General features: G+C 62.0%; 15 protein-coding genes. 11 read left to right on the top strand and 4 right to left on the bottom strand.

The window, feature by feature from the left end:
- Positions 1-114 precede the first annotated feature (114 nt).
- Positions 115-2,868, top strand: coding sequence for a valine--tRNA ligase (locus DDE76_RS08100; protein ID WP_104894497.1), 2,754 nt, complete (start codon positions 115-117; stop codon positions 2,866-2,868).
- A 13-nt stretch (positions 2,869-2,881) separates the two neighbouring features.
- Entirely contained in the window at positions 2,882-3,883 is a 1,002-nt protein-coding gene (locus DDE76_RS08095; protein WP_104894496.1) for a CorA family divalent cation transporter, read from the top strand.
- Between the two features lie 19 nt (positions 3,884-3,902).
- Here DDE76_RS08095 and DDE76_RS08090 read toward each other — a convergent pair whose 3' ends face one another.
- Positions 3,903-5,747, bottom strand: a complete 1,845-nt coding sequence (locus DDE76_RS08090) for an ABC transporter ATP-binding protein (RefSeq protein WP_104894495.1) — start codon at positions 5,745-5,747, stop codon at positions 3,903-3,905.
- Positions 5,748-6,386: 639 nt separating this feature from the next.
- On the opposite strand from DDE76_RS08090, the gene DDE76_RS08085 reads away from it, so the two are divergent.
- Complete coding sequence (locus tag DDE76_RS08085; RefSeq protein ID WP_158672425.1) at positions 6,387-7,193, top strand: tetratricopeptide repeat protein; 807 nt, start codon at positions 6,387-6,389, stop codon at positions 7,191-7,193.
- A 4-nt stretch (positions 7,194-7,197) separates the two neighbouring features.
- On the opposite strand, the gene xth is transcribed toward DDE76_RS08085, so the two are convergent.
- Genes xth through DDE76_RS08070 form a run of 3 tightly spaced genes read right to left on the bottom strand, consistent with a single transcriptional unit; the run spans position 7,198 to position 9,504 of the window.
- Positions 7,198-7,977 (bottom strand): exodeoxyribonuclease III, encoded by a 780-nt coding sequence (xth, locus tag DDE76_RS08080; protein WP_104895052.1) that lies wholly within the window; start codon positions 7,975-7,977, stop codon positions 7,198-7,200.
- A gap of 17 nt (positions 7,978-7,994) precedes the next feature.
- On the bottom strand, positions 7,995-9,092 hold the full coding sequence (locus DDE76_RS08075) for a serine hydrolase domain-containing protein (RefSeq protein ID WP_104894493.1): 1,098 nt from the start codon (positions 9,090-9,092) through the stop codon (positions 7,995-7,997).
- Between the two features lie 58 nt (positions 9,093-9,150).
- The gene (locus tag DDE76_RS08070) at positions 9,151-9,504 is read right to left on the bottom strand and encodes a HesB/IscA family protein (RefSeq protein WP_104894492.1); all 354 of its coding nucleotides are present in this window, start codon (positions 9,502-9,504) and stop codon (positions 9,151-9,153) included.
- Positions 9,505-9,591: 87 nt separating this feature from the next.
- Between DDE76_RS08070 and DDE76_RS08065 the strand changes: the two genes are divergently transcribed.
- From DDE76_RS08065 to tatC, 8 genes are all read left to right on the top strand, one after another.
- Positions 9,592-10,740: a deoxyguanosinetriphosphate triphosphohydrolase gene (locus DDE76_RS08065; RefSeq protein WP_104894491.1), complete on the top strand. Its 1,149-nt coding sequence runs from the start codon at positions 9,592-9,594 to the stop codon at positions 10,738-10,740.
- A gap of 89 nt (positions 10,741-10,829) precedes the next feature.
- On the top strand, positions 10,830-12,575 hold the full coding sequence (gene argS, locus DDE76_RS08060) for an arginine--tRNA ligase (protein WP_104894490.1): 1,746 nt from the start codon (positions 10,830-10,832) through the stop codon (positions 12,573-12,575).
- A gap of 73 nt (positions 12,576-12,648) precedes the next feature.
- Positions 12,649-14,691, top strand: coding sequence for an SPOR domain-containing protein (locus DDE76_RS08055; RefSeq protein WP_104894489.1), 2,043 nt, complete (start codon positions 12,649-12,651; stop codon positions 14,689-14,691).
- 78 nt (positions 14,692-14,769) lie between these two features.
- Entirely contained in the window at positions 14,770-15,561 is a 792-nt protein-coding gene (locus DDE76_RS08050; protein ID WP_245891839.1) for a segregation and condensation protein A, read from the top strand.
- Positions 15,554-16,225 carry an SMC-Scp complex subunit ScpB gene (gene scpB, locus DDE76_RS08045; protein WP_245891838.1) on the top strand — a complete coding sequence of 224 codons (672 nt, stop codon included), beginning with the start codon at positions 15,554-15,556 and terminating at the stop codon, positions 16,223-16,225. Before DDE76_RS08050 ends, scpB begins: the two co-directional genes overlap by 8 nt.
- Before the next feature lie 120 nt (positions 16,226-16,345).
- Entirely contained in the window at positions 16,346-16,564 is a 219-nt protein-coding gene (locus DDE76_RS08040) for a twin-arginine translocase TatA/TatE family subunit (RefSeq protein WP_104894486.1), read from the top strand.
- 61 nt (positions 16,565-16,625) lie between these two features.
- On the top strand, positions 16,626-17,414 hold the full coding sequence (gene tatB / locus DDE76_RS08035; protein WP_104894485.1) for a Sec-independent protein translocase protein TatB: 789 nt from the start codon (positions 16,626-16,628) through the stop codon (positions 17,412-17,414).
- Positions 17,415-18,248: a twin-arginine translocase subunit TatC gene (gene tatC, locus DDE76_RS08030; protein ID WP_104894484.1), complete on the top strand. Its 834-nt coding sequence runs from the start codon at positions 17,415-17,417 to the stop codon at positions 18,246-18,248. It begins immediately after the preceding gene.
- Positions 18,249-18,309: the final 61 nt, after the last annotated feature.

Here is an 18,309-nt window from a genome sequence, read left to right as displayed (position 1 = left end):
GCATCGGGGCTGGTTGCAGTTGACCCCGCACGCAGCATTTGCTTGAAGTCTGCCAACCTTTCTCCGGCCCGCCTAGGTCTCGCCTGGCGGGTCGCTGCTGTTGCGAGTAGCCCAATGCTAGAAAAAACCTACGAGCCCGCCGCCGTTGAGGGCCGCATCTATGATGCCTGGCTAAAAACCAATTCCTTTGCGGCCGGGGCAGGGGCCAAGCCGGGGGCGGAAACCTTCACCATCGTCATCCCGCCGCCCAACGTCACTGGTTCCCTGCATATCGGGCACGCGCTCAACAACACCATCCAGGACATTCTTGTCCGCTTCAATCGCATGCTCAAGAAGGATGTCCTCTGGCAGCCAGGCACCGACCATGCCGGCATCGCCACCCAGATGATCGTCGAGCGCCAGCTTGCCGAGAAACAGCTCGACCGCCGCACCATGGGCCGCGACGCCTTTGTCGATCGCGTCTGGGAGTGGAAAGCAGAGAGCGGCGGCACGATCATGAATCAGTTGAAGCGCCTTGGTGCTTCGGCCGATTTCAGCCGCGAGAAATTCACGATGGGCGATCGTGGCCAACCCGACGACCAGATGGTTCGCGCCGTCACCAAGGTGTTTGTCGAGCTGCACAAGCGTGGCCTTATCTACCGCGCCAAGCGGCTGGTGAACTGGCATCCGGGCCTTGAGACCGCGATTTCTGACCTCGAAGTTGAGAATATCGAGGTCAAGGGCCATATGTGGCATCTGCGCTACCCGCTGGCCGATGGCGTGACTTACGAGTGCCCGGTGACGGACGAAGAGGGCAATGTCACCGGCACGGAAATCCGCGACTACATCATAGTTGCAACGACCCGCCCTGAAACCATGCTGGGCGACGTCGCAGTGGCCGTGCATCCGGAGGACGAGCGCTATCAGGGCCTGATTGGCAAGTTCGTCGAGCTGCCACTGGTGGGCCGCCGCATTCCTGTCATCGCAGACGAATACGCCGATCCAACCTTGGGCACCGGGGCGGTGAAGATCACCCCGGCGCATGACTTCAACGACTTCGAGGTCGGCGCCCGCGCCGGTGTCGAGCCGATCAATGTTTTCACCACGCGTGGCGCCATCATCGATTCCGACTTCATCCCGCCGAAATATCGCGGCATGGACCGTTTCGAAGCCCGCAAGGCCATTGTCGCGGACCTGACGGCCCTGGCCGAGGAGAACCCGACGCGCGGTCTCGACCACATCGAAAACAAGAAGATCATGGTGCCACATGACGAGAAGTCCAAACTTGTCGTCATCGAACCCTTCCTGACCGACCAATGGTGGGTGAAGGCCGATGTGCTGGCCGAGCCGGCCCTGGCTTCCGTTCGCGAAGGCCGCACCAAATTCGTGCCGCAGCAATACGAAAACACCTATTTCGCCTGGCTCGAAAACATCAAGCCCTGGTGCATTTCGCGCCAGCTCTGGTGGGGCCATCAGATTCCGGCCTGGTACGGCCCGGACAATGAGGCCTTCGTCGCCTATGACGAGGCGGAGGCTCAGGCGCTCGCCGATAAGCATTATGGCAAGCCGGTCGAACTGACCCGCGATCCGGACGTGCTCGACACCTGGTTCTCCTCGGCCCTGTGGCCGTTTTCGACCCTGGGCTGGCCGGATGAGACTCCAGAGCTCAAGCGCTACTACCCCACCGATGTGCTGGTTACCGGCTTCGACATCATTTTCTTCTGGGTCGCCCGCATGATGATGATGGGGCTTGAATTCCTCGACAAGGAGCCGTTCCACACCGTTTACATGCATGCCTTGGTCCGCGACGAAAAGGGCCAGAAGATGAGCAAGACCAAGGGGAACGTGATCGATCCCCTCAAGCTCGTCGACGAATATGGTGCCGACGCCACGCGCTTCACCCTGGCTGCCATGGCCGCACAGGGCCGCGATCTCAAGCTCGCCATCAGCCGCGTGGAAGGCTATCGCAACTTCGTCACCAAGCTCTGGAACGCCGCGCGCTTCCTCGAGATGAACGAATGCCGCCGCGTTGAAGGCTACGATCCCAAGGCCAACACGCTGGCCCTCAACCGCTGGATTGTTGGGGCCACTGCGCGCGGCGCTGCGGCGGTACGTGCCGGTATTGAGGACTACAAGTTCAACGAGGCGGCCAACAGCGCCTATGATTTTGTGTGGGGCACGTTCTGCGACTGGTTTGTCGAGTTCGCCAAGCCAGTCTTCAATGGTGAAGACGAAGTCGCCAAGGCCGAAACTCGGGCCACCGCGGCCTGGGCACTCGATCAGATCCTGATTATGCTACACCCCATGATGCCCTTCGTAACGGAAGAGCTCTGGGCCGAAACCGGCAAGTTTGGGCCAGCGCGCGACGGCATGCTGATCACCACCGAATGGCCGGACCTGTCGGGCCTGGAAGATGCCGCCGCCGATGCCGAGTTGGCCTGGTTGATCGACGTCATCTCCAATGTCCGCTCGGTGCGTGCTGAAATGAATGTGCCTGCTGGCGCCAAGCTGCAGATGGTCGTTACCGGGGCAGGGGAGCAGACGCTGTCCCGCCTTGTGGCTGGCACTTCGCTGATCTCCCGCCTGGCCCGCCTTGACGAAATCTCTCCACACAATGAAGTGCCGGGCGAGTCGGCACAATTCGTTGTCGGGGACTCCACCTTTGCCTTGCCCCTTGCCGGCGTCATCGACATTGCTGTCGAAAAGGCCCGTCTCGAGAAGGAAGTGGCCAAGCTCGACGGCGAGGTCGCCCAGATCGACAAGAAACTGGGCAATGAGCAATTTGTTTCCAAGGCCCCGGAAGAGGTCATCGAGGAGCAGAAGCTGCGCCGTGAGGCCGCTGTTCAGCGCCGTGGCAAGATCCTGGACGCACTCACCCGTCTGAGCTGAGCGAGGCAAGCCCGTGGTTTCGATACCCACTCCCGACTTTTCGGCGCGCAAGTCCGTTTCGGGAGTGGGGGCTGCCCTGATCCTTGATGGCAAGGGCGGCATTGTCGCTCAGGAGCCCGGTGCCCCGCTCGCTGAAACACCACCCGGCGGCTTTGCAATCGTCGCTGGCAATGCGCGGACCCCGGATTTCAAGGTCTGGTTGCGCAATGAGTTGGGCGAGTTCCACGCCGGCCTTTTGTCGGCCCCGAGCTCTCGCGCCCGATGCACCGTGCTGGATCACCAGGCCCTGCTCATGTTTCGCGTTGTTCGACCCGGCGCGGCGCCGGAAGATGTCGGGCGGCAGATCATCACCCTATGGCTGGAAGCGGGCCGGGTGGTCATCGCCTCGGAAATCAACATCGTCGAGCTTTTGGGCATTGGCAGCGCCGAGACGTCCCGCCACGCGCCGGTTTCACCGGCCGATCTGGTGGCGCGACTATCGCTGAAAGTCACGGACCGTCTCGAGCCTTTGATCGAGGTTTTGGGTGATCGGCTTGATGAGATCGAAGAGACACTGATCACTCACCGGACCGAACATGCCCAGGATCGCCTGGAGCAGCTCAGGCGTACCTTGATCAATCTGCGCAGGCTGGTCTGGCCTCAGCGCGATGCCCTGAGCGCCCTTGAAATGGCCGATCTGCCATTCCTGTCTGACCGCGACCGCCAGCGCCTGCGCGAAGCCGCGATGCGCACCGCACGTCTGGGTGACGAATTGCAGTCGCTTTCCGAGCGCGCCGTGCTGGTGCACGAAGAAATCATCGACGAGCGCTCCGAGCAGATGAACCACACCATGCTGCTGCTTGCGGCCGTCACCGTGGTCTTTTCGCCGCTGACACTCATTACCGGACTTTTGGGCATGAATGTCGCTGGCATTCCCTTTGCCGATAGCGCCGGCGCGTTCTGGCTGGTCTGCGCCGGTCTGGTAGCGGTTGTCGGCGGCATCATATGGTGGATGCGCAGGCGCCATCTGCTTTGAAGCCGCCCGCGCATCCGGTTCATAGACGACCCTGCAGGCTGTGCAGGTCAGCATAGACCCCGGCCTTGGCCATCAGCGCATCATGCGTGCCTTCTTCGACAATCCCGTCGCGCGTGAGCACGAGAATGCGGTCTGCGTGACGAATAGTGGACAGACGGTGGGCGATCACCAGCGTCGTGCGACCCTTGGCCAGAGACAACAGGGATTGCTGGATGGCGCGTTCGCTCTCATTGTCCAACGCACTTGTCGCCTCGTCAAAGATCAGGATGGCCGGGTTCTTGAGAAACGCCCGGGCAATGGTCAGCCTTTGCTTCTGTCCACCCGACAGCTTGACGCCGCGCTGCCCGATATCGGTGTGATAACCATTGGGCAGGGCCATGATGAAGTCATGCGCGTTGGCGGCATGGGCGGCCGCCATGATCTCGTCCATGGTGGCGTCGGCCCGGCCATAGCGCAGATTCTCCGCAACGGTGCCGCTGAACAGATAAACATCCTGCTGCACCACACCCACATGGCGTCGCAGTGTCGCCAACGTCACATCCCGCACGTCCTGGCCATCCAGTGTCACCTTGCCCGCATCAACGTCGTAAAAGCGAGGGATCAGGCTGCACAAGGTGCTCTTGCCCACGCCCGAGGGCCCGACCAAGGCTACGAACTCGCCGGGGCTGATTGAGAGGGAAACCCCTTCGAGCACTTTGGGTCCATCGGCCTCATAGCGAAAGCCGACATTTTCAAAGCCAATCGCCCCGGTCACCGCGTCGAGCGGCCGCGCATGCGGCCGGTCTGCAATGTCCGGTTGCTCTTCAAGCAGCTCCATGGCCCGGACAAAGCCCGTATAGCCCTCCTGCCAGAGGCGGATGAAATTGTCGAACCGCTTCAGCGGATCGAGCAGCACCCCGACACAGAGCAACAGCGTAAGCAGGCCCGCCGCATCCATCTCGCCACCCAATATGCGGATGGCGCCAAACACGATCACCACGATAGTGACCAATTGGGCAAAGGCGTCCATGCCGCTCCAGAGCATGGCCTCACTGCGATAGCCCTCGGCCCGCGAGCGCAGGAATTTCGCGTTCTCGGTGTCAAAACGGGCCTTTTCGTCCTCTTCATTGGCAAAGGACTGCACCACCCTGATGCCGCCAAGCGCGTCTTCAACCCGCTCATTGACCCCGGCGATCCGCTCTTTGGACGTCCGCAAGGCCTTGTTCATCCGGTTGTTGAAATACAATGCGTAACCCATTGCGAACGGGAGCAGGCCGACAATCACAACTGCAACAAGCGGGTCGATCCAGATGAGGACGGCCAGCGCCCCGGTGAATTTGAGCAGGCTGATCGCCAGGTCCTCCGGACCATGGTGAAACAGCTCACCCAGCCACAGCGAGTCATTGGTGATCCGGCTCATTAGCTGCCCGGTTCGCTGCCGGTCATAGAAGCTGAAGGACAGCTTCTGGCAGTGTTCGAACAACTCGCTGCGCACTTGGGCCTCGATCCGCGCGCCCATGACATGGCCGCGATAGTCGACGAAATAGGTGGCCAGCGCCTGCACCGCGAAGATCGCCAGCAGCACCCCACCCAGCGCAAGCAATTGCCCTACGGCGTCGGGCGAGCCGACCAGGTCAGGCAGGCGCGAAACGATTTGGTTGGCGATCAGCGGCAGCGCAAGCGCCGTCAGCGACACCAGCACGGCGCAGCACAATACGGCACCAAGCAAAGGCAGGTGCGGCTTGTAATAGGAGAGAAAGCGGTGCCAGCGCGCACGGTTTCTCGCCGCCTCTTGCCGTGAGACGCTGCGAAGAAAGGGAAGCTGGAAAGGGGCGCTAGCTTGCTTTCGTCCGGCGATTGTCCCGGCGGATTTCTTGGAAGACATGAATAAACTGGTCCTGTTTCAGACAAATGGTGTTCTGGCTGGACAGGATCGTTTTCATCATTGTCTCCCGCGCTTGGCGTTGTGCACAAACTATGGCCACAAGCGGCGGCCGCTGCAATATGCGGGAAAGCATGCATCAGCATCTGTGACGATTTCGCAACAACGATGCCGATTCAGAATGCGGAAATCTCACATCAACGATTTGGCGATGTTTCCCGCCACAATCTGACCCTAAAGCAGGACGCATGGCATTCGGGGGCGGATGCGATCACTCCTCCAGACGCGTCGAAGATGCGCCTGGGTTGTGTCAACTTCCCCGTGAACGCATGACAGGACGAGCGGCGCAAAGCGCCAGAGACGGTGGCAATGGACACCCATTTGCGAACCAGAATGGTTCCCCAGGCAAGCGCGTGCCAGACCGGTGCGCGGTGCATGGAACATCGTTGTGATGGGATGGGCCGAATGCGGTCACAAAGCGCGTTTACGACTTATTCAGACTTTGCTTTGTCCGGCGGCGTCATCCGGGCAATATCTTTATTGATCAGATGCGGTGTTCCCAACCGGGCCACTGCAACGGCGAGCCCGCTACGGGGATCGTCAATCGGATGCGCCCACAGCATTGTGGGCGAAAGGAGTGTTATGCGCACCACTTGGGACAAGTCCCTTGCCTGCGCCGTGTCCGGAGCGTTGCTGGCCTTTGGCCTGGCCGCCCCTGCGTACGCCCAGACGGCGGCCGATGCGGCGCTTGACTTCGCCCGCACGCTCGATGGAACGGGCGCCTTTGTATCCAATGATACCTATCTGTCCGCGCTTGAGAGCGACGCTGCCGCCGGTCGGCCTCTGGCGCTCTGGCAATTGGGTACGATGTATGAGAACGGCGAAGGGGTCGACAAGGACCCGGTCAAGGCCTTCGGCTACTTCGCACAGATCGCCAATCAGCATGCCGACACCGCGCCGCGCGGGCTCGAAGCCGACATCGTCGCCAATTCCTTCGTCAAGCTCGGCGAGTATTTCCGCATGGGCGTACCCGAAGCCGGCGTCTCCCAGAACCCGGCCGAATATCATCGTATGCTGATGCATGCGGCCACTTATTTCGGCGATGCCGAGGCACAATACCGCATTGGTTTGCTTTACCAGCAGGAAGACGGGCTCGGCCTGAGCCCTATGCTGTCTGCCCGCTGGCTGCAATCGGCTGCGCATAAGGGCCATTGCCTGGCCCAGGCGCAATTGGGCGACCTTCTGTTCAACGGCATGGAAAGCTATCCACCGCGTCCTGCCGAAGGGCTGATGTGGCTCAACTTCGCGCGAACCACCTGCCTTGGCACCAGCGACCTCGCGGCAGCCGAGGACCTGCTCAATCGCGCCATGTCGGTGGCGACGCCCGAAACGCGCGCCGCTGCTCTCGAAATGGCCAATTCAGGCGTGGTTGTCAGTACCGAATTCTGATTGCTCAGAAGCTGAAGGCGCCCTCCACGGGCACGTGGTCACTGGGCTTGTCCCAGCCGCGCACATCCTTGTGCACCACCACATCGTCCAGCCGGTCCGCCGCCTGCGGCGAGAGCATCAGATGGTCGATGCGAATGCCGGCATTGCGCCGCCATGCTCCCGCCTGGAAGTCCCAGAACGTGTAGGCCTCTTCGGCCGTGATGGCCCGCAGGGCATCGGTCATGCCCATATTCCTCAGAATGCGGAACTTCTCGAGGCTTTCCGGCCGGTAGAGCGCGTCGCCCCACCAGGCATTGGGGTCGTGGGCGTCGATTGGTGCAGGTATGAGATTGAAGTCACCCATCAGGATGAAGGGCTCCTCGAGCGCCAACCGGTCCTCGACAAAGGCATTGAGCCGATCCATCCAGGCCAGCTTATAGGGGAATTTTTCGGTATCCACCGGGTTACCGTTCGGCAGGTAGATATTGCATACCCGCACAATGCCCCCATCGATGGAAAACACCCCTTCGATCAACCGGGCCTGTTCGTCCTCGTTACTGCCCGGCAGGCCGCGATGCACCTCGTCAAAGGGCAGCTTGGAAAGCAGGGCCACCCCGTTCCAGCTTTTCTGCCCATGCGTTTCGACATTGTAGCCGAGTGCTTCAAACTCGGCTCTTGGAAACCCTTCGTCGACCGTCTTGATCTCCTGCAGGCCGACAATGTCAGGTTTTTCCTCCTCCAGCCAGCGCAGCACCAGCTCCAGCCGGGCCTTGATGCCATTGATATTCCAGGTGGCAATGCGCAGGGACATTGGATTTCGCCTCAGATCAGGTCGGCATAGACTGCGGCGATGATATCCTTTGGATAGCGCCCCGTGCACCCCTCAACTGCCGTATTGCTCATGGAAAGAATGCACAGGCCGTTGACCGGGTCGACAAGCCAGGAATGGCCGTAAACGCCGCCCCAATTGACCGTGCCTTTGGCCGAGGGCGAATTGGCAGCCACCGGATCGTCGACGATGGCGCCAAGATAGCCGAAGCGTTGTCCGGGGACGCGCTCGACATTCCCGATCTGGTTTGAGAAGGCACGCGCAACCGTCTCTTGCCGAACCACTCCGCCGCCGCCATTGCGCAGGGCTTCGAAGAACCGCAGCATGTCTGCGGGCGTGCCCGCCATGCCCGCCCCACCGGACTGGAAGGCCGTTTTGCTGAAGATGCGGGATGGCGAGAACACCAGCGGTCCATTGTCGCCTTGAACAGTCTGTGGATCCGACATCGGTATGGGCGGCAAACCATCGGCATAGGGCTTCGCCAGCCGTTTCTCGTCAGCCACGAAAAAGCCTGTCTCGGCCATGTCCAGCGGACCAGTAATGTGCGCCTTCACCGCGTCATCCAGCGTACCCCCATGAACCTGCGCCAGCACAGCGCCAAGAACATCGATGGCCACGGAATATTGCCACGCCGTTCCTGGTTCGTAATCGAGTGGATGGCTTGCAACACGGGTAAAGTTTTCTTCGAGGCCCTGATCGGTCGCGCCCAGACCCGTCGAGATCGTCGGGTCCTGCGGATAGCTGTAGGCAAGGCCCGCAGTATGGGTAAGCAGGTGGTGGATCGTGATTTCAGCTTCCCGGCCATCCTTCAGGCGAGGCGCAAACCAGGGAATATGCCGGCTCACCCGGTCGTCCACGCCGATCATTGCCTTGTCCACCATGGCCAGGGCCGTCGCGGCAACAATGGGCTTGGTAAGCGAGGCCAGCCGATAGATCGCATTATCGATCATCGGGCGATCGGCCTCCCGATCGAACCAGCCGGCACTCCGTTGATAGGTGACATCGCCATGACGGGTGACAATCAGCTCCGCGCCGACGATTTTTTGATTGGCGATGGCGGCATCCATCACGTCGTCAATGCGGCTGGTCATGGTCTTGATTCCTCCTGTTGCGGCCGGACCTTAGCGTCCGGTGCACAGGAGGTGAAGCTTAGACGGCGAAACTGGTTCCGCAGCCACAGGAGGCGACCGCGTTGGGATTCTTGATCTGGAACGACTGGCCGATCAGGTCGTCGACAAAGTCGATTTCGGCTCCGCCCATGAATTCGAGGCTCAGGGAGTCGATCAGCACCGTGGCGTCACCCTTTTGCAGGACAAGGTCATCTTCGCCGGGCGTTTCCTGCACCAGATTATATTCGTACTGAAAACCCGAGCAGCCGCCTCCGGCCACCGAGACGCGCAGCACCGTGCCAGGCGCTTCCTTGGACAGGATGCGCGACACACGCTTGGCGGCGCGGTCCGAAAGGGTTACGGCAGGGGCATCGGCAAGTGCGGCGTCGGTCATGGGATATCCCGGGTCAGTCGTAATGTCATAACGCTCCGCCTAAGATAGGCGTTCAATGCGCCGTTGCAAAGGCCCGGAAGAGACCAGATGAGAGATACCGCCTCCTATGCCAGCAAGTCCTCCCAATCCATCGGACGGCTTTTTGGCGCTGGCGTAAGCCCCACACGCTCCGAATTCCAGCGCGATCGGGACCGCATCATCCACTCGACCGCTTTCAGGCGTCTGCAACACAAGACCCAGGTTTTCCTTGCCCATGAAGGTCGGCACTTTCGCAACCGTCTGACCCACACACTGGAAGTCAGCCAGATTGCGCGCTCAATTGCACGGGCGCTGCGTCTCGATGAAGATCTGGCGGAGGCCATCGCTCTTAGCCACGATCTGGGCCACACTCCTTTTGGCCATGCGGGAGAACGGGCGCTCGACCGGGCAATGGAGCCCTTTGGCGGGTTCGACCACAACGTTCAGGCGCTACGTGTCGTGACCCGCCTTGAAAACCGATATGCCGAGCATGACGGGCTCAACCTGACCTGGGAAACGCTTGAGGGCATCCTCAAGCACAATGGGCCGCTACCGCATTTGGTGGACCTCGCCGAAATTCCCGCGCCGGCCGATCTGCGGGTCGCCACCTATGCAAGCCTTGAGGCGCAGGTCGCCGCCATCGCCGACGATATCGCCTACAATGCGCATGACATTGACGACGCCCTGCGCGCCAACCTTGTGACCTTGCAAGATTTCATCGGTGTCCCGATGGCCGGGCCCATCGTTGAGGAAGTGCTGGAGCGTTATCCCGATATCGCCGTCAAACGCCAGACCCATGAAGTCCAGAGACGCATGATCACCCGGGCGGTCGAGAATGTCATCGCCACCGGCTCGGAGAACATTGCCGCGGCCGGAGTCGATTCTCCCGAGGATGTGCGGCTGGCGGGGCGGACACTCGTGCAGTTCTCTCCTGCAATGGCGGCCGATGAAAAAGCGCTGAAATCCTTCCTGTTTGCGCGCGTCTATCGCCATGAGGACGTCATGGTGCCAGTCCGCGAGAGCGAGGCCGTGGTGGAGCGGCTCTTCGCATCCTATATGGCGGATGCCGACATGCCGGGCCGCTGGGGTGAGGCGGGCAGGGCAGTGGACGGAGCAGACCGCGCACGTATTGTCGCCGACTTTATCGCCGGCATGACCGATCCCTATGCCCTTGATGAACACCAGCGTCTGTTTGACGCTCGACCGGATTTCCGTTAACCCCGGCGCCACAGGAGCGTTTCCCGCAAAAAGTGTTTTCACTGTCCAGTTGGGGAACGTGACCAGGACAGTCTCCCCACAGGTTTGACATGGACATTTTCGCCCTCTTCACTACCCGGGTCATCGAGGCCCTGCGTGCCGACTATCCCCAGCTCAACAACGAGCTGCTTGCGCGCGTAGTCGTGGAGCCGCCGCGCGATCCAGCCCATGGTGACCTGTCGACCAATGCCGCAATGGTCGTGGCCAAGCCGCTGGGCAAGAACCCGCGGGAAGTGGCGTCCGGTCTGGTGGAACGTTTCAAATCGGCGCCCGACGTCACCTCGGTGGACGTTGCTGGTCCTGGTTTCATAAATTTCCGGCTTGCAGATTCCATCTGGCATCAGGTGCTCCGGGCGGTCGGCGCCCAGGGAGAAAATTTCGGCCGGCCCGACCTGGGCAAGGGTGAACGGGTCAATGTTGAGTATGTGTCGGCCAACCCCACTGGTCCGATGCATGTCGGCCATACTCGTGGCGCCGTATTTGGCGATGCCTTGGCATCCCTGATGGCCTGGTCGGGCTATGATGTCACCCGGGAATACTACATCAACGACACCGGCGGGCAGACCATCATCCTTGGCCAGTCGGCCATGCTGCGCTATCGCGAAGCGCTCGGGGAAGCCATAGAGATTCCGCCCGGCTTCTATCCCGGCGACTATCTGGTGCCCGTCGGCAAGGCGCTAGCGTCCGAATACGGCAAGTCCTTGCTAGAGATGCCCGAGCAGGAGGCCGTGCTGATCGCGCGTGAAGCCGCTCTGGCCGCAATGATGGAACTGGTCAAGGCCGACCTCGCCCAGCTCAATATCCATCATGACGAGTTCTTTTCGGAGCGCACCCTGCACGGAGAGGGCGGCGACATCGAATCGACTTTGGCCTGGCTGCGTGAAGAAGGCATGGTCTATGAAGGGCGCCTCGACCCCCCCAAGGGCAAGACGCCTGAGGAATGGGAAGATCGCGAACAGACCCTGTTCCGGGCAACGGACTATGGCGACGATACCGATCGCGCTCTGATCAAGTCCGACGGCTCCTACACCTATTTCGCCGCTGACATCGCCTATCACCGCAACAAATATCTGCGCGGCTTCAAGCACATGATCAATGTGCTCGGCGCTGACCATTCAGGCTACGTCAAGCGCCTGCAGGCAGCGGTGAAGGCTGTCTCCCATGGCGAGGCCGACATTGACGTGCGCATCTGCCAGCTTGTGCGGCTGCTCAAGAATGGCGAGCCATTCAAGATGTCCAAGCGCTCCGGCGACCTGGTCACTCTGGCCGACGTTGTCGATGAAGTCGGCGCCGATGCGACTCGCTTCATGCTTCTGTTCCGGCGCAATGACGCATCGATGGATTTCGATTTCGCCCTGGTCAAGGAACAGACGCGCGACAATCCGGTCTTTTATGTCCAATACGCCCATGCGCGCGCCTGCTCGATCTTCCGCACAGCGGAACGCGACATGCCCGAGCTCGACATTTCACCTGCTGCCCTCGCTGGCGCGGAGCTGGAACTGCTTGGCAGCGCTGCAGATATCGAGCTGATCCGGCTGCTGGGCGCTTGGCCGCGCACCGTCGCGGCGGCGACGATTGCCCATGAGCCACATCGCATTGCTTTCTACGTGCACGAGCTTGCCGGGGCCTTGCATGGCTTCTGGGCCAAGGGCAAGGATGATCCGCAGTTACGATTTGTTAACCCTTCGAGCCCGAAGTTGACCCTAGCGCGACTCGCACTCGTCGACGCCGTTCGCCAGGTAATCCGCAACGGCCTAGGGATTTTGGGGGTCTCTGCACCCGAAGAGCTTTCATAATTCGGGCGCATTGGTGTGAAAATACGCGGCAAAATCCTTGACAGGACATTCCGCATTCTAGGGGCGCTGCAAAATGACGTCAGCGAAACCGCAATCGATGGCCGCACAGACTGAAGCACCCGACGATCTTATTGCCGAGCTGGCGCGCCTGATGGCCGACGAGGCGCGTGGGGACCAGCCGCAAGCCAAGGAACAGTCGTCGCCCGTGCGCATTCCCGGGGAGCCCCGGGCAGAGCCGGCGCCACGGGCCGATCTATCCCCGAGCGCCACGGCTCAGGCGCCCCGGCCCGCTCCGACACCAGTGCGCATTCCGGGCGCTGACACCACACCCGCCGCGCCGAAAGTCGAGCCGTTCTCTTTCGACTTCGGTCTTAATGCAGGGCAGGGCAGCGCTCCGCCCACCGCCACCCAGGCGCCTCAGCAGGTGGACGACACCACCACCGAGCCGTCAGAAGAAAACCTGGCGCCGCTGGATCAGGACAGCCTGGCTGATCTGATCGCGGCAGAACTGGCGACAGACCTCTCGGCCCCGCAACCGGCCGCAGCGCCGGCCGCGCCTGAAGCAAGACCCGAACCGCCCCCTCGCAGCGACGACAATTTCGGCATGCCGCCCATATTCGGCCTTGGCGACGGTTCGGCCAGGCCGCAAGCCCCGACGCCGTCCGTCGAACGGCAGCAGCCAGCAGTGTCCGCATCACCGGAACCGGTTCAGGCCAAAAAGACCGATGAGCCTGTCGACCCGCTCGATGAGATCGAGCGTCTCGTCGGCCCGGCTGTCCGTATGGCGCCGCCCGCGGCCGCGCCGGCGAGCCCGGCCCTGCGCAGCCTCGCAACGCCGACAGTCGCCACACCGGCACCCGCTAAAGCTGTCGAAGCCACGCCCGTGGCGCCAAAGCCCGCCGAACCTGCGCCGTCGGTCCGCACCGACGATATGAGTTCGGTGGATGAGGCTATCCTCGCCGCTGCCGCCGCCACTGGTGCGCATGTGGAATGGGTCAATGGGAATGGCCGCAGCGATCCCGATGCTACCCCGAACGAAACCGAAGCCCTGGCCGAGCCGCAGCGTGAGCCGCGCCGCATGAACCGCGCCGTGGTCGGACCTCTGGTGGCTGTCGGCCTGCTGGCCGTTGCCGGATTTGGTCTTTATTGGGTCCTGGGGCAGGGCGGGACCACGACCGGTCCGGCGCCATTGCTGGTCGCCGATACGACCCCGACCAAGGAAGTTCCGGAGGCCGAGGAAACGCCAGAAGCGCCACAATCGGTGGTATTCAACGAGATTTCCGGCGCCAACACCGGCGATGGCGAGCAATTGGTTTCGCGTGATCAGGCCGATACCGAGGCCGTCGTTGCCGCCAACAGCGCCCCCGCCAGCGTCGGCGTGCTCGACGATTCAGGGGCAACCACGGTCGATCCCAATCAGGACGGTCTGGTCAATCGCAAGGTGCGCACCGTCACCGTGCGGCCCGACGGCACCATTGTCAGCGGCGATGACAGCCTCGCCGGTTCGGCCATCCTGCCTGTTGATCGCCCCGATGTCCCCGAAGTGCCGGGCGCCGATTTCTCGACCCCCGATCTGATCGCCAGCGCACAGACCGACACGCCCACGCCTGCCGCCGCCGCCGAGACGGCGCCGGAAACGACGGTCCCGGCAACCGGCATTGCCGAGCCTGGTTCAGACATTGCCGTCGTCGACGCCACCGGAACCGTCGTGCCAGGCAGCACCGTTCGCGTACCGATGGAGCGTCCGTCCGATTTCGCCACCCTGGCATCGGCTGCTATTGCTGCCGCAAATGCGGCCCCGGCGCCCGTCGTGAGTGAACCCGTGGCGACACCGCCTGCGCAGCAACCGGCGGCCGCAACCGCGTCCGGCGGCGCGGCTTCGGCCTATGTGCAATTGGCCTCACAGCGCAGCGAAGAGGCCGCACGCCAGTCGGCACAGGCCATCGCCACCCGCTACGGGGTGTTGTTCGGTGGCGCCAACCTGGAAATCCAGCGCGTCGATCTGGGCGAACGCGGCATCTACTACCGCGTCCTGGTGCCGGCCAATTCGCGCGAAACTGCGTCCAATATCTGCACCAACGTAAAGGCTGCCGGCGGCGACTGCATCTTGCTCTGACCCCGGCATGGCCTTGCTTGACGCGTGCCGCGCCAGCGGACAAGGATGACACATGATCGCCATCCTGATCGGCAGCCCATGACGCAGGCAGAAACCAACTGGTTCGACCCACCGGCGCCTCCGGCCGCCGAAGACGTGTTGCGTGTCGATGTGGGAGGCTATGAAGGGCCTCTGGATCTGCTCCTCGATCTGGCCCGGCGTCAGAAGGTCGACCTCTCCGGCATTTCCATCTTGGCGCTTGCCGAGCAATATCTCCGCTTCATCGACACGGTGCGCGAGCGTCGTATCGAGGTCGCCGCCGACTATCTCGTCATGGCAGCCTGGCTGGCTTATCTCAAGAGCCGGTTGATGGTGCCCCAGGCAGCCGGAGACGATGAGCCGAGCGGCGAAATGCTCGCCGCCATGCTGCAGTTCCGGCTCAAGCGCCTGGAAGCCATGCGCACGGCGGCCAACAGGTTGATGAAAAGGCCGCGCCTCGGCTTCCAGATCTACCCGCGCGGCGCGCCCGAGCCCATGGAAATTGCCCGGCATTCGATCTGGGAAGCCAGCCTTTACGATCTGCTCAAGGCCTATTCGAGCCAGCGCGAACGCGGCATTGCCACCGATTATGCCCCGCGCCTGCGCACCGTGTGGTCCTTGCAGGACGCGCGTGACATTCTCGAGCGGTTGATTGGCGAAAGCCAGGAGTGGATATCGCTCGACGCCTACTTGGTCGATTATCTGACGACACCCGGCGAGCGGGCCACAATCCGCGCGTCGTCCTTCGCATCCAGCCTGGAACTGGTCCGGCAGGGGCAGATCGACATTCGCCAGACTGAAACCTTCGGCCCCTTGTTTATGCGCCGTCGGCGGAGTGAAGCCAGTGAGTGAGCAACAGACTGGTGAGCAATCCGGCGAAGTCTTGCGCCGCCATCTGCGTATTCTTGAGGCCCTGCTCTTCGCGTCGGACGTGCCGTTGCGCCCCTCTGATCTTGAGCCTTATCTGGGCGAAGGGGTCGACATTCCGGGACTGCTTCTGCGGCTGCAGCAAGTCTATGCCGAGCGTGGCGTCAATCTTGTCCAGCGCGGCGAGGGCTGGGCTTTTCGCACTGCTGAGGACCTCGGATTCCTGCTCAGGCGCGAAGAACATGAGACCCGCCCGCTGTCGCGCGCAGCGCTCGAAACGCTCTCCATCATCGCCTATCACCAACCCGCGACCCGGGCTGAAATCGAGGAAGTGCGCGGCGTCGCCACGGGCAAGGGCACGCTCGACCTCTTGATGGAGGCCGGCTGGGTCCGCATGCGCGGCCGGCGCCGTACGCCGGGTCGGCCAGTCACCTACGGCACCACCGATGCCTTCCTCGATCATTTTGGTCTGGAAAGCCTGTCCGACCTGCCCGGACTGGACGAACTCAAGGGCGCGGGCCTCCTGTCCGGTCGCCTGCCGGCCGATATGCAGATTCCGCTGCCCCTCGACGGCGCCCTGCGCGACGACGAAGATCCGCTCGATCCTGCCGATCTGGGCGATCTGGACCCCGAAGATGAGGAAACGTGATCGTTAATCGGGTTTTCCCGAGGGCGAAAAGGAACACGTTCTTGTGTTCAGGTGCATTTGAACCTATTTCTCGGTCTATCTATCGCGTGTAACGCGTAACAGAGTTCTAGGGAGACCATTATGCACGCGCCGTCTATTTGGGGCATTCTCGTTGTTGCCGTCGTCGTTATCCTGCTGTTCGGCCGCGGGAAGATTTCCGGCATGATGGGTGAAGTTGCCTCCGGCATCAAAGCCTTCCAGAAGGGCATGAAGGACGACGACAAACCTGCCGAGCGTCTGCATGCAGATGCGCCGAGCACCGTCGATGCCAAGGAAGTGGACAAGAGCAAGGACGCCTGAGCGGCACCGCCTTGAACCATTTCACGAGAGGCGGCCTGGCCGTCGTCCGGAGACTGAATAAATGCTCGGCCTAGGCTGGACAGAGATGCTGGTGATCGGCGTGGTTGCGCTGATCTTTATCGGCCCCAAGGACCTGCCCGTTGTCATGGGCCGGATTGGCAAGGTGATTGGTCAGGTCCAGCGCATGGGACGCGAGTTCCAGCGCGAGATCAACAGGACCACGGGGCTTGATGAGGTGCGCAATCTGCGGACCTCGATTACTTCGCCGCTCAAGAAAACGGCCGACGAGATCCGCAAGGATTTCAACAGCATGGGCAAGGACGGCCAGGAGAGCCCCAGTGGCGCCTTGAAGCCGACCGACCCCAAGCAGGAGAGCGTGGTCGAGGCCATCCAGCAACAGGCTGGCATGGCACCTGCCAGAAAGTCTGCCGACGAAATGGCTGCCGAGTATGGCTTTACGTCCGACAAGCCCGAACCGGTGAAGGCGCCAGCGCGGACATCCGGGGCCGAGCCCGCTAAGGCGGCGGGCAGTGCAGCAATTGCGGCCAAATCTTCCACCTCCAAGTCTGCGACCCCCAGGGCGGCCACCGCCAAGGCTGGCACGGCCAAAGCCGCGTCCGGAAAGTCACCAGCATCCAGGTCGGCCCGTAAACCGTCCGCAAAGGCTCAGGCCGCTGACGTGCCTGCCAGCGAAACGGCCAAATCCGACAAGCCGCGCCCCGCGCGCAGCGCAACCGCCGCGAAGCCCACGCGCAAGACGCCAGTCAAGGCCGCCGAACCGGCCGAAAAGCCGGCCAAGCCTCGCGCCTCGCGCAAGAAGACTGCCGAAACGGCCGGAAAGACGGAATAAATGGCCGATACGCAGCCCAAGATCGATGACAAGAGCAAGCCCGAGATCGCTGACGAACTCGCCGGCAGCGAAGCGCCGCTGCTCGAGCACCTGACCGAACTGCGCAAGCGCCTGATCCGCAGTGCCATCGCGGTCGTGGCCCTTATGATGGTCTGTTTCATCTTCGCCGGTCAGATTTTCGATATCCTGCTCAATCCCTATCGCTCGATCTACCCCAATCCTGGCGATATGGAGCTGATCTATACCGCCCCGCAGGAATTCTTCTTCACCCAGCTCAACCTGTCGCTGTTCGGCGCCATTTTCCTGGGGTTCCCCTACGTCGCCACGCAGATCTACGGCTTTGTGGCGCCCGGGCTCTATAAGCACGAGCGCAAGGCGCTGATCCCGTATCTGGTCGCCACGCCGGTCTTTTTCCTGCTCGGCGCAGCCATGGTCTATTTTGTTGTCCTGCCCTTGGCGCTTGGCTTCTTTGCCGGCATGCAGACCGACGAGATCAAGTTGCTCGCCAGGGTCTCTGAATATCTCGGCCTCGCCACCACGCTCATCCTGGCCTTCGGCATCTGTTTCCAGTTGCCCGTCGTGTTGACGCTGCTGGCCCAGATCGATCTGGTCAATGTCGACATGCTCCGCAAAGGGCGTCGCTACGCCATCGTCGGCATCCTGGCGTTGGCTGCATTGGTGTCACCCCCGGATCCGATCTCGCAGATCGGTCTTGCCATGCCGATGTATGCTCTCTACGAACTCGCTATCCTGTCGGTCCGCTACGTCCAGAAGCGCCGCGAGGCGGCCCTGGCCGCACAGGATGCGGAGATGTCTGGCTCATCCTCCGACTAGCTGCGCTCGATTTCGGGCGCAGTTTTCTGTGCCCGAAGCGCTCGCAGGCGTGTTCCGGGCT

Source organism: Devosia indica (genome assembly GCF_003056405.1).
Classification (GTDB): Bacteria; Pseudomonadota; Alphaproteobacteria; order Rhizobiales; family Devosiaceae; genus Devosia; species Devosia indica.
This window is presented reverse-complemented; position numbering and strand designations above follow the sequence as displayed.

Coding starts and splice junctions, on each gene's coding strand:
- DDE76_RS08100 (WP_104894497.1), top strand. CDS start 115: ATGCTAGAAAAAACCTACGAGCCCGCCGCCGTTGAGGGCCGCATCTAT.
- DDE76_RS08090 (WP_104894495.1), bottom strand. CDS start 5,747: ATGTCTTCCAAGAAATCCGCCGGGACAATCGCCGGACGAAAGCAAGCT.
- DDE76_RS08085 (WP_158672425.1), top strand. CDS start 6,387: ATGCGCACCACTTGGGACAAGTCCCTTGCCTGCGCCGTGTCCGGAGCG.
- DDE76_RS08075 (WP_104894493.1), bottom strand. CDS start 9,092: ATGACCAGCCGCATTGACGACGTGATGGATGCCGCCATCGCCAATCAA.
- DDE76_RS08070 (WP_104894492.1), bottom strand. CDS start 9,504: ATGACCGACGCCGCACTTGCCGATGCCCCTGCCGTAACCCTTTCGGAC.
- DDE76_RS08065 (WP_104894491.1), top strand. CDS start 9,592: ATGAGAGATACCGCCTCCTATGCCAGCAAGTCCTCCCAATCCATCGGA.
- argS (WP_104894490.1), top strand. CDS start 10,830: ATGGACATTTTCGCCCTCTTCACTACCCGGGTCATCGAGGCCCTGCGT.
- DDE76_RS08055 (WP_104894489.1), top strand. CDS start 12,649: ATGACGTCAGCGAAACCGCAATCGATGGCCGCACAGACTGAAGCACCC.
- DDE76_RS08050 (WP_245891839.1), top strand. CDS start 14,770: ATGACGCAGGCAGAAACCAACTGGTTCGACCCACCGGCGCCTCCGGCC.
- DDE76_RS08040 (WP_104894486.1), top strand. CDS start 16,346: ATGCACGCGCCGTCTATTTGGGGCATTCTCGTTGTTGCCGTCGTCGTT.
- tatB (WP_104894485.1), top strand. CDS start 16,626: ATGCTCGGCCTAGGCTGGACAGAGATGCTGGTGATCGGCGTGGTTGCG.
- tatC (WP_104894484.1), top strand. CDS start 17,415: ATGGCCGATACGCAGCCCAAGATCGATGACAAGAGCAAGCCCGAGATC.